The organism is Bacillus sp. REN3 (assembly GCF_017912555.1).
Classification (GTDB): domain Bacteria; phylum Bacillota; class Bacilli; order Bacillales; family Cytobacillaceae; genus Mesobacillus.
The window spans coordinates 135,674-146,926 of the sequence record NZ_JAERSD010000009.1 but is presented as its reverse complement, the minus strand read 5'-3'; the positions used below and the strand labels follow the sequence as shown (position 1 = coordinate 146,926).

The 11,253-nt window shown below is 45.5% G+C and carries 13 protein-coding genes; 3 read left to right on the top strand and 10 right to left on the bottom strand.

The window, feature by feature from the left end; translation table 11 throughout:
- Window positions 1-114 precede the first annotated feature (114 nt).
- Window positions 115-567, bottom strand: coding sequence for a rhodanese-like domain-containing protein (locus JJQ88_RS10455; RefSeq protein WP_210365827.1), 453 nt, complete (start codon window positions 565-567; stop codon window positions 115-117).
- A 307-nt stretch (window positions 568-874) separates the two neighbouring features.
- On the opposite strand from JJQ88_RS10455, the gene JJQ88_RS10450 reads away from it, so the two are divergent.
- Window positions 875-1,198, top strand: a complete 324-nt coding sequence (locus JJQ88_RS10450) for a BC1872 family protein (RefSeq protein WP_210365826.1) — start codon at window positions 875-877, stop codon at window positions 1,196-1,198.
- A gap of 56 nt (window positions 1,199-1,254) precedes the next feature.
- Here the strand turns inward: JJQ88_RS10450 and JJQ88_RS10445 are convergent, their stop codons facing one another.
- The 5 genes from JJQ88_RS10445 to JJQ88_RS10430 all read right to left on the bottom strand — a co-directional run bounded on the left by JJQ88_RS10445 (window position 1,255) and on the right by JJQ88_RS10430 (window position 5,598).
- On the bottom strand, window positions 1,255-2,307 hold the full coding sequence (locus JJQ88_RS10445; RefSeq protein WP_210365825.1) for an ATP-binding protein: 1,053 nt from the start codon (window positions 2,305-2,307) through the stop codon (window positions 1,255-1,257).
- A 493-nt stretch (window positions 2,308-2,800) separates the two neighbouring features.
- A complete protein-coding gene (gene cydS, locus JJQ88_RS21855; RefSeq protein ID WP_481748292.1) occupies window positions 2,801-2,908 on the bottom strand; it encodes a cytochrome bd oxidase small subunit CydS family protein in 108 nt (35 codons plus the stop codon).
- Between the two features lie 12 nt (window positions 2,909-2,920).
- Window positions 2,921-3,946, bottom strand: a complete 1,026-nt coding sequence (locus tag JJQ88_RS10440) for a cytochrome d ubiquinol oxidase subunit II (protein WP_210365824.1) — start codon at window positions 3,944-3,946, stop codon at window positions 2,921-2,923.
- Window positions 3,943-5,289, bottom strand: a complete 1,347-nt coding sequence (locus tag JJQ88_RS10435) for a cytochrome ubiquinol oxidase subunit I (RefSeq protein WP_210365823.1) — start codon at window positions 5,287-5,289, stop codon at window positions 3,943-3,945. Before JJQ88_RS10435 ends, JJQ88_RS10440 begins: the two co-directional genes overlap by 4 nt.
- A 138-nt stretch (window positions 5,290-5,427) precedes the next feature.
- Window positions 5,428-5,598: a hypothetical protein gene (locus JJQ88_RS10430; protein WP_210365822.1), complete on the bottom strand. Its 171-nt coding sequence runs from the start codon at window positions 5,596-5,598 to the stop codon at window positions 5,428-5,430.
- A 422-nt stretch (window positions 5,599-6,020) separates the two neighbouring features.
- Here JJQ88_RS10430 and JJQ88_RS10425 point away from each other — a divergent pair, with 422 nt between their 5' ends.
- Entirely contained in the window at window positions 6,021-6,242 is a 222-nt protein-coding gene (locus JJQ88_RS10425; protein WP_210365821.1) for a hypothetical protein, read from the top strand.
- A 58-nt stretch (window positions 6,243-6,300) separates the two neighbouring features.
- Window positions 6,301-7,059: a hypothetical protein gene (locus JJQ88_RS10420; protein ID WP_210365820.1), complete on the top strand. Its 759-nt coding sequence runs from the start codon at window positions 6,301-6,303 to the stop codon at window positions 7,057-7,059.
- Between the two features lie 87 nt (window positions 7,060-7,146).
- On the opposite strand, the gene hemY is transcribed toward JJQ88_RS10420, so the two are convergent.
- The 4 genes from hemY to JJQ88_RS10400 form a co-directional block, all read right to left on the bottom strand.
- The gene (hemY, locus tag JJQ88_RS10415; protein ID WP_210365819.1) at window positions 7,147-8,556 is read right to left on the bottom strand and encodes a protoporphyrinogen oxidase; all 1,410 of its coding nucleotides are present in this window, start codon (window positions 8,554-8,556) and stop codon (window positions 7,147-7,149) included.
- A gap of 153 nt (window positions 8,557-8,709) precedes the next feature.
- A complete protein-coding gene (locus JJQ88_RS10410; protein ID WP_210365818.1) occupies window positions 8,710-9,507 on the bottom strand; it encodes an ABC transporter permease subunit in 798 nt (265 codons plus the stop codon).
- A gap of 15 nt (window positions 9,508-9,522) precedes the next feature.
- Entirely contained in the window at window positions 9,523-10,320 is a 798-nt protein-coding gene (locus JJQ88_RS10405; RefSeq protein ID WP_210365817.1) for an ABC transporter permease subunit, read from the bottom strand.
- Window positions 10,321-10,322: 2 nt separating this feature from the next.
- Window positions 10,323-11,207, bottom strand: a complete 885-nt coding sequence (locus tag JJQ88_RS10400) for an ABC transporter ATP-binding protein (protein WP_210365816.1) — start codon at window positions 11,205-11,207, stop codon at window positions 10,323-10,325.
- Window positions 11,208-11,253: the final 46 nt, after the last annotated feature.

The window sequence follows — 11,253 nt, the reverse complement described above, 5'->3', positions numbered from 1 at the left end:
GAAATCAACGGACTATTTTCCAAGCAGTCTCAAAAATAAAGAGGGTGCCCAAAAGTTTATACTTTTGGGACACCCTCCTTTTAATGATTGGTTCGACAGGCCATCTACAGCATTTCATTCTTGATTCTCTACTTCTCCTGTCCAGCCATCCATTCCATTGCTCAGATTATAAATATTTTCATAGCCTTTTTCAGCCAGAAGCTTGCTCGCGATTTCAGATGTCTTTCCTACCTTGCAAACTATAAGGTAGGATTCGTTTTTATCCAGAATCGTTTTATTTGTTTCCAAATCCTTAAGGGGGATATTTCTTGCATTCGGGATATGGGATTCTTCATATCCGTCGGGGCTGCGCACGTCGATGATCTGTACGCTTCCCGATTCGATCAATTCGATTGCCTCTGCGCTTGAAACCGTTTGGAAAATTGCCCTGCTTTTTTCCTGTCCCTCCAGTGTATCCGAAGTATAATCGCCGCTTTTGGCCTTTGCGTCTTTCGTATTTTCTTTAACCGCTTCTTCCGAGCATCCGGTCAAAAATAAAATCAGGATCAATACACCCAGCCTTTTCATCCATTTCTCTCCTTTTTCTTAAGTGTAGCAAACTGCAAGCCTGCCATTTGTAGCGATTCAGTGAAAAGGGGGCCTGTTTGTGGACAAAAGATGAAAAAACCGCCATAAGGAATGATCGCAACCTGGACGCTGGCACCGATCAGTCATTCATAGAAGTTTTCATTCGGCAGTTACAGATGTACACCATTGAATCAGGTCAACTGAGAAATAATTTTAAAAAAGAGATTGTATTTCACAGTTTGTGTTATATAATATAAATAAATAATTAGAAACTGTTATATAATAACTTTGTGAAGGTGGTAATGGTATGAGTAAAACAGATTCGGTTGCCCGCAGGATCCTTGGATGGAAACTGAACAGATGGGACAGATGGTATGATTATGAGAAAGGTGTTTTCATCCATGACTCAGAGTTCCAGCCGGAGCAAAACCTTGGCCATGCGATGCTGATTGTGGAGAAACTGGAGAAATTCGGCTACACGTTTACGAAGAGAGGGGAAGTTGAGGCAGGATTCAATGATATCAGGGCAACTGGTGAAAACCTCGCCCAGGCAATCGTGAATGCGGCATACTCCCTGATTGAACAGAATTCGGAAGTGGAAACCACAAAACTATGGAGCAAACTATGCTAAAACAAAAGGACCCATCGAGGGTCCTTTTTCTATCTATATAGATCATAAATGGGCAATTAAAGAGCGGCATGCTTTGGCAGGACCACCAGAATCGTTGTTCCCATTCGTTCTTTGCTGTCTATATGCATGGTGCCATTATGTTCATGGAGCGTTGTGAACACCTGGGTAAGTCCTAGGCCCGTTCCGTCCGCTTTTGTTGAATAGAATGGGGTGCCAACTTTGCTCAGTTCGTCCTCGGGAATTCCTACTCCGGAATCGCTGATTTTCACAAAAATATTTGAATCCATCGCATAATGCTCCACTCGTACCAAGCCGCGTTCTTCACCCAATGCTTCAAGCGCGTTCTTGATCAAATTGAAAAAGGCTTTCTGAAGTAAGTTCCTTTTTCCAAGTACACACTGATCGTGATCCCTGATATCCGTTTCTATCGTAACAGAATATTGTTTATTCTGGAATAAGCCCAAAAGCGATTCAAGCTCCCTCGCCAAATACACCGGCACCTTCAGTTCCTCACTGGAATCAGGTTTTGAAACCCGCAAAAGCTCATGGATCGTATGCAAGGCCTTCTCCAGTTCCATCTGCATCGTATCTAAATAATCATGTTCGTGTTCCTCTTTGTATAATTGCAGAAAACCTTTTACTGTTGTAAGCGGATTTTTAATTTCGTGCGCGACCCCAGCAGACATCTGTCCCAATGAGGCAAGACGTTCTTTGTGGCCTAGCATTTTTTCTGCCGTGACCCTGCGCGAATTGTCGCGGAGGATGACCTGCGCAAACGTTGTATCCCCATACGCAAACGGTGTTGCCAATACTTCCACATCAATGACGGTCCCATCGTTTCTGACGAGTTTTTGATCCACAAGATCGGTCTTTTCTTTGTTTTCCATAATATTGCATAGGAGTCTCCTATGGCTCTCCTGATAATCAGGATGGATATATTGGAAAACTTCATTATATCCTATTTTCCCAGAAGACAATCCAAGCAGCTGAATACATGCTTTATTCAGATACACGACGCGAAAATCACTGTTGATGACAAGAATCGAATCCATTAAATTGTCCACGAGCTGTTCAAAGTCAAATGTCTTCAATCCACTATCAAGGACCATTTTTGCAGCCTCCCTTCTCGATGTACTATCTATATTCATAAAGGACAAGTTTTAGTCTAACTTTATTATATCTCCTAAAATCTTGAAAAACACTATTCTATTTTGAAAACGAGTACTTGTTTTAGGCGGGGACTTACTGATAACAAGGCAGATGGAGCCTCGCTCTATTCTTTAGGAATAGTGGATGGTGGAAGGATAAAAGATTTTTGTTGTACAAGAGACTCTACCAGGCAGCTCAATGAACATGTAACTGACAGGGAATAAGGGATCGCTCAGCAGGGAGGAAAGCTGAGAAATTCCAGCGAGAGACTTGACCATAAAAAAATACCCAGGGCATGCTTGCCCTGAGCGTTGATTCCGGGTCATTAATGATCGCTAAAGCTTAATATTTCTTCAATAGGGCTTTGGTACAAGCCTTGATTGGCCCAACTCCTGGCCAATAATCAGCCATGCAAAAAGCCGACCAATCCGTAAGCTGGCCCCACCAGGAACATCATTCCTGTTCCTTTGCCGCTTTATCGTTCCCCGCTAGCCAAAATGAGGCAGCAATCGAGACAAGGATCACGATGAACGGGGCGTATGAAATTAAAAAACTAGTCATATCCTATCCCTCCTAGGCATGGTCATTCCTTTTTCCGGTTACATAGTCCTTGCTGAACAAGAACAAACGGAGCAGAAGGTATAGCGAAGGCAGCAGCAATCCCAGCCCGGCGATGAAAGCGACAATGAGGGCAGTCGCCATTGCCTCATTCGTGAAACCATCATAAATCGTTAAATATGGATAGAGCAAATATGGGTAGTGGGAGCCGCCATAGGCAAAGAAGGCGATCATGAACTGCCCAGCGAGCAGTCCGAATGCCACACCATATGCCCGTCGCTTCGTGAGCAAGTAAACCGTCCCCGCGAAGAGGAGGAAAGAAATCCCGAAGAGCCACCATATATCGACCAGCCTGCTGTAATGCTCCGGATTATGTCCCTTAAGTTCGATGATGATTCCCGTGGCGCTGATAATGGCAGGGACTGACCAGAACAGAGCATACTTCCTGAGCAAATCGGTTGCTGGCTGATCCTGTGCCTTATGAGCATACCAGGTTAGAAAGACGGCTGAAATGTACAGGACAGATGCGAGGCTGAGGACAACAATGCTCCAGGTCAGCGGGCTGGTGAACAGCGCCCAATAATCCAATTCGAGTCCTGATGACCCTTCAGTCACAAAACCGCCTTCCGAGATTGTCAGCACAATGGATAAAGAAGCTGGAATGAATAATCCGGAAAGTCCGTATAGGTATGTGTATCGTTTATGCTCAAGCCCTCCATAAGTAGTAAACGCGTAATACGACCCGCGGATGGCAAGCAAAACGAGCGCAATGCTAACCGGGACAAGGAGGACTGTACCGTAATAATATGCTGTTTTAGGAAAAAAGCCGACGATGCCGACGAAGAAAAACACAAGGAAGACATTCGTCACCTCCCAAACAGGTGATAAATAGCGCTGGATGATCCGCGTAAGAATATGCTGGTTCCCTCGGAACAAGCTGTACGCATTAAAGAAACCTGCCCCAAAATCAATCGAAGCCACGATGACATAGCCAAAGAGAAATAGCCATAAGACTGTAATTCCAACGAGTTCAAGTGTCATCGCATTTCACCTTCCTTTTCAAGCTGGCGGTCGGACAATTCTTGTTCTACGGTGTTCTTGCGGAACATCCTTGTGAGGACGTAAATACTTCCAATGGCAAGAACAAGGTATAAAGCCGAGAACATAACGAGCATGGTATCGACATTCCCGCTTGTGGTCGCAGCTTCTTTCGTCCGCATGATTCCACGGAGGACCCATGGCTGGCGTCCAACCTCAGCAAACCACCAGCCGATTTCGATGGCCAGCACTGCCAGCGGCCCGCCAAGGACAATCAGCCAGCGGTACCATCCAGTCGAAACAAATGACCATTTCCTCCACACTCCTAAAATATAAATAAGTGACAATACCGTCAGCCACATACCGATCATAACCATCGTATCAAACAAGTAATGGATATAGAGTGGCGGAATTTCATCTTCAGCAAACTCGTTCAAGCCTATCACTTCGGCATTAGGTGTACCGTGGGCAAGGATGCTGAGTGCATAAGGGATTTTCAGTGCGTATTTCACTTCGCCGTTGTCGAGCACACCATATAGCATCAAAGGGGCTTCGCCTTCTGTTTCAAAATGCCATTCGGCTGCGGCAAGCTTTTCTGGCTGGTATTCCGCAAGGTATTTTCCAGAAAAATCACCAATCACTGCTGAAGCGACAGAAAAAATCAAGCCGATTTTCATCATTAAAAAAAGCGCCTTTTTATGGTAGACATGGTTCGATCCCTTCAAGAGCCGATAAGCGCCGATCGATGCCAATATGAAGGCGGATGTCATATAGGCTGTGGAAAGGACATGCGCTACTTTTGTCGGTGTCGCCGGGTTGAACATCGCAAGCAAAGGACTGATGTTCACGAGCTGCCCATCAACGATGTCAAACCCCTGCGGGGCATTCATAAAGGCATTCACCATCGAAATGAATACAGCTGAAAACGAGGCGCCAATGGCAACCGGAATGAGCAGCAGTAAATGTTTCTTCTGGTTTTCGAATCGGTCCCATGTATATAAATAAATGCCGAGGAATATGGCTTCAAAGAAAAAAGCGAACGTTTCCATGAATAGCGGCAGGGCGATGACATTCCCTGCTAACTCCATGAAATTCGGCCAGAGCAGCGAAAGCTGAAGGCCGATTGCCGTCCCGGTAACGACGCCGACGGCTACCGTGATCACAAATCCGCGTGTCCATCTCCTCGCCAGCAAAATATAATGTTCATCCTGCTTCTTGATGCCAAGCCATTGAGCAATCATGATCATCAGCGGGATCCCTACACCAATCGTTGCATAAATAATATGGAAGGATAAAGTCAACTCCGTCAAAACACGGCTGAAAAAAACTGATTCTGCATTTCCCATTTTGCATTCCCCTTTTCCTATCCTGCAAAAATACGTCCAATAAAAGACAACCCTAAGATCAAAGCGACGATAAAGGCGAGCCAGACTAGCATCCGTTCATGCTTTTTATACATATCATCACCTCTGATTTTTTGCTCACTAAATCACATTTATCCATGTCTTTTGCTTGTAAGGCTGCTTCCGTAAAAATTGCTGCGCGATCGTCAGCAGTTGATCCCTCCCTCCCCAGGCTCTACCCTTTCCATGCGGCGTGAAGCGGGCTTCCTTAGTACCGCTGCTACCCGGAGTATTGCCTAACGTTCGATTCAAATTAGTTAGCTCTCAATCCTTAGCTAGAAACCATCCTTAAGAAAAGGCTAAGTTAATTTTGATTGTTGATTTACACTCCAGGCAATTCGAACGACAGGAAGTCCTAGTGCCGACTTTGCCGTAGGACGCGGCGGTTTTAGTCGGCCGTTTTCCGCGAGCGTGCCGGGGAGTCTGCGTGCCTTCCAATCCAACCAACTGGCATTCAAAAATAACACTGGTCTTTAACACAGCCAAGAAAAAAGATCCTATAACCATTAAACACTATGAAGGTGTTGAAAATATGAAATACTATGTATCTTTTCTACTGTTCCCGATTGAAGCTTAATTAAAACGAAGTTGGAATAAGATCAACAAAGTTTTGAAGGAAAAACACTTCATCTATAGAATTAAATGAAAAGGCATGCTATAAAAGGGGGGAAGTCGTGTTAAGATTCTTAAAGAAGAAAAAAGGGCTGGGCTGGCAACTCCTGAAAGCGCTCTTCATGCTGATCCTTCAAGGAGCCGGAATCGCCTTGCTCCTATGGTTTGGGACCAGCTTCTTTGGCTGGAAGGGGGAAGGAGCCGGCTGGCTTCTCGTGTTCTTCATCTTCCTTAGCCCATTGATTTATATTGGAAACGTAGTCTTTCTTTGGTCGACAAGATAAGAACAAACTTTTTTCTTTTTGCCAGCCTGTAAAATTGGATTTGAAAGGAAGTAGGAATATGGCTGATTCAACACAATATCTCCCTCCCAAGGGGGAATATGAACGATTTGAAAATGAGGCGCACTATCTTGATAAAGTGAAGGAATGGGGACTTAGCGCAAAAAGGGAATTCTGGTTCAAAGACAGGAACCAGCAGTCCCGCGTGACGATAAGAGGGTATGAAGCGTTCGGAATGACCGGAGAGTACAACACGCTTGTTATTGAGTTCCCGGATGGGAACCTTACATGCATTCACCCTGCCTATCTTAAAGAGATGCAGTCTTCAAGCTTCAGCAAGGAACTCGCTCCCAAGAATGAAAAGGAAACTCAACGGAACGATGGAACAGTGAAGGAAACAGCCCCTAAGCCAGTTCCTGTACCTGCCCCTGCTACAAATCCTAAAGCTGGAAAGCAGGCCAGAGATAAAAAGGAAAAGCCGAAAAAACTTGTACTTCCAGAGGAAAAGGTTCATTTTTCGGCGACCGTCAAACAATTCGCCCTAAGCTGGAATCATTTCAATGAGATGAATGATGAAGTGGTTGTGTTTGAAGATGTCCGGATTGCATTGGAGGAACCGGTGGAAGTCGGCCTTGCATGGGGATCGCATAGCAAGACACTGAAAAAGCACGAACTGGAACCTGGGGATCAGCTCGAATTCGACGGCAAAATCATCAAAAAGAGCCTGCCTAAGGGCAAGGACGTCGAGGATGAATCCATGCTTATGAACGATCCTGTTGCTTATAAAATCAACAATCCATCGAAAATCACAAAAAAATAAGCTAGGGAAACATTGATATATTTTACAAATCATTTTTTTGCTTAATAAATATTTTAAACCGCTGCCGTCTTTGGCAGCGGTTTGCTTTTATGCGCCAATATAGTCCAGTACTTTTTTCACTGCGGCTTCCGCCTGGTCTATACAACCCGGGATGCCGACTCCCTCAAATGACCCGCCAGCGAGGTAGACACCCGGAAGCTCTTTTTTGAGCGCTTCCTTCACCGTCGCGATTCGTTCCAAATGGCCGACAGTATATTGGGGCATTGCTTTTTTCCATCTTGTGACTAGATGGAATGCAGGCTTTTCCGTAATGTTCATCGTCTTGTTCAAATCCCTTAGAACGATTTCCACTATCTCTTCATCGGATAAGTCCACTACGTCCTGGTCGTCCGGCTTGCCGACATAGCAGCGAAGCAAGGCCATATTATCCGGGGTCGTCCCTGGCCATTTTTTGTGTGTCCATGTACAGGCGGTGATCCTGAAATCACTGTTCCTCGAAACAAGGAAGCCTGTGCCATCAATGTCCTTTTCAATCGCTGATTTCGGGAATGCCATCGCCACATTCGCAACTGAATTGGATGGCATATCCTTAAAGACATCCATGAACGGATATTCCGAGAGCATTTGCTGGGCATGGAAATGGTCTGCCGCAATCACGACACTGTCGGCCCTTTCATATCCTCCTCCTGAAAGGAATACACGATATCCGCTATCGGCCTTTTCCACCTTCTCTACCGCGGTATTTTTATAGACTGTGTCAGGTTCAAGGCGCTTTTCAACTTGCTGGACCAATTCCTCCAATCCTGTCGACAATGAAATGAACATCCCTTTTTTTGATGGTGTCTTTTTAGCTGGCTTTGTCGGCTTTGGCATCGTACGGTTCAGCCCTGCTACAAGACTCCGGTGCTTCTGTTCCATTTCATAGAAGTTCGGGAACAGGGCCATCAGGCTGAGTTCATCGATATCGCCGGCGTAGATGCCTGATAATAAAGGTTCAATCAGGTTATCAACAACTTCATTGCCCAGCCTTCTGCGGAAAAATCCGCCAAGGGACTGGTCTGACTGCGCTTTGCCTTTTGGCAATATGAAATCTCCCGCTGCCCGAAGTTTCCCAATAGGCGAAAACAGGCCTGACACCGCAAACGGCGTCACCTTCGTAGGGATGCCCATGAAGGAACCTTCCGGCATCGTTTGCAGCCTGCCTCTTGCGAAGATATATGATTTTCCTGCTGTATTGGAAATGACTTTATCCTTAAGGCCCACTTCTTCTATTAATCTTGTGGCGCTTTTCTTCCTGGCGATAATCGAGTCGGGGCCGCGTTCAATCACAAATCCATCCCGCTTCTCCGTACTGATCACCCCGCCGAGACGGTCACTAGCTTCCATCAATTTCACCTGAATGGGCAAAGCATTTTCACGGGCTTCCTTTTGCAGATAGTACGCTGCGGCGAGGCCCGTGATCCCTCCGCCGATAATGATAACTTGTTTCTTCTCCATTCCGCTCACCTGTTCCACTTTTTTAAAATTATCGCATTTGTGCACACTGATATATGTGAAGTTTTTAACATATTTTAACTATATCATGCATGGAGGATTTTATACGGCAGGAATCGATCGATTTTGTGAAAAAATCCCGGGGCACCCGGGATTTTAAACATTCATATCTCTTTTCTGGTAAAAAATATACGTCGCAAGGAGAAGCGCGATGATAATGGCAGCGGACAGACTCAAATACAAGGAATCGAGTGCCCCTTCCCTCAGGGTTTCTTTTGCATCGTAATATTTGAAAGGAGTGAAAAACTTCAGTCCCTCCAGTTTCCCATTCATGTCAATGGCAATCGAAAGGACGAATGAGAGTAACAGCAGGCCTGTTGATAATCCCGCTGCTTTCCTGGGATTTTTATAAATCGAAGCAACCGATGACCCAACCAAAAGAAAAATGAGCTGGAGGACGAACATCCCAAGCATCAATAGGGATATATCTTCCGAAACCGAAGCACCCTTGGCATATTTCCGGACCATCATGATGGATGACATATAGGTCACAAGATTAAAAAAGATGATATTTACCAAGGAAGCTGCAAGCTTTGACGTGATCATGCTTTTTCGTGAAACTGGCTTCACAAGCAGGAACTCAACCGTTTTATCCCGCTCTTCCTTTGCAATGATATTGGCGCCTAGCATAGCCGCATGGATGGCTGCCATCACCGCAAGATACAAGTACAGCACTCCATAATAACCGATTGGATCGGACAGGTCAAAAGAACCCGTTCCCATGATCGCCTGCATCGATTTCGGCATGTCAGCCATCAGCGCATTCATTGATTGTCCGGTGCTCTCAAGGCTTGCGTATTTTCCCATGCCTGAAGCGACCATGAAAATGATGCCAATGGTCCAGATGATCAGCGCCTTTCTGTTAGCCTTCATTTCTCTGCGGAAAATATTCATGTACCCGCCTCCCTCCTATACGGAATGAACATCTTTATTAATATAAAGATAGTAACTTGCCCCGACAGCGGCGATGGTAAAAAAGATAGCCGTAATCAAGAACGAGCCCTCATAGCTATTGCTTTTCACAATGGAGGCTGAATCAAAATAGTTGAATGGGGTCACGTACCTTAGGGCTGTATCTCCTGTCGTCGAACTGATCATCCCGAGCATGAAAAAACCGAACACCGTGCCAAGTGAGATCGAAACGACTGACTTGATTCTTGGAACCGCGACAGAGATGAGCAACCCGATGGCGAGGAACATCAGTTGGATGAAAAACAAGGTGATTGCCACCATGAATATAGCTTTCCGGCTAAAATCTTCATCCGCTAAAGCAGCAGCCATCCCCATCGTCGCGGCAATGAATACAATGTTTGTAACGATTAGCGAAACGATGGCCGCACTCAGCTTTGCCGTGATGACCTGTGTTCTTGTAACAGGTTTTGTCAGCAGGAAATCAGCTGTCTTTTCCCTTGCCTCCCTGGAGAGAATCGAAATTCCAAGATTCATCGCCTGGATTGCACCCGTCAATTTTACATATAAAAAAACGTATGAGTAAAATCCAAGCAGCGTTGCGATGCTGTCGATCGATAGGCCGATGGCCTTCCTCAGCTCAGCCGGGAAGCCTTCCAGGAGCTTCTGGAATTCCTCTGCGTCCTTTGAAAAAGAAGGGAACATCGACATGAACAGGATCATCAAACCGACCATCGAGACTGTCCAGATCAAAGTGGGCTTGCGATAGGTCTTCAATTCATGAAGGAAGATATTCACCGCTACTCCTCCCTTTCATAGTAGTGCAAGAAAATCTCCTCAAGGTCCGGCTCCTCGACCCACAAATTCCCGATTTCGATTTCCGCGATTTTTTTCATGATGGAGTTGATGTTGCCCCTGAATAGAAAGCTGATCGCCCTGCCGTCTTTCTTGAATTGGGTCACCCCATTGATGGCGAAGTGGTCTGGCAAAACATCCGAAACGGTTTCAAGTTTGAATTTTTTATGGGTGTTTTCCTTGAGCGTGCTGATTTTTTCGACTGTGACAATCCTGCCATTCTTGATGATTGCCACTCTGTCGCAGAGCCTTTGGACTTCGCTGAGGATATGCGAGGAGAACAGGATGGTTGCCCCCTTTTTGTTCTCCTTTTCAAGCAGGTCAAAGAATTTTTGCTGCATCAGCGGGTCAAGGCCGCTCGTCGGTTCATCAAGGATGATCAGCTTCGGTTCATGCAGCAGCCCCTGGACAATCCCCACCTTCTTTTTATTTCCAAGTGACAGGTCCTCGATTTTTTTGTTCAGATCTAGCTCCATGATCTCAGACAGTTCCTTGATCCGCCTCATGCAGTCTTTTTTGTAAAAGCTCGCGGAATACTTTAGTAGATCGATGACTTTCATATTGTCATAGTAGAAAACTTCTGAAGGAAGATAACCAATATCCTTTTTGATTTCAGGAGCCGCCGTAATGATGTCCTTTCCGAAAATCCTTGCGCTTCCGCTCGTCGGATAGATGAGCGACAGCAAGGTCCGGATCGTCGTCGATTTCCCAGCCCCGTTCGGCCCTATGAAACCAAAAATCTCTCCCTCTTCGACATCGAAACTGACATCCTCAATCCCCCTTTCCTTGCCGTACATTTTTGTTAGTTTGCTAATCTCAATCACGTTCATGCCAGACCCTCCCACGTATTCACTTTTTTAATTGTTGAATCCTTTT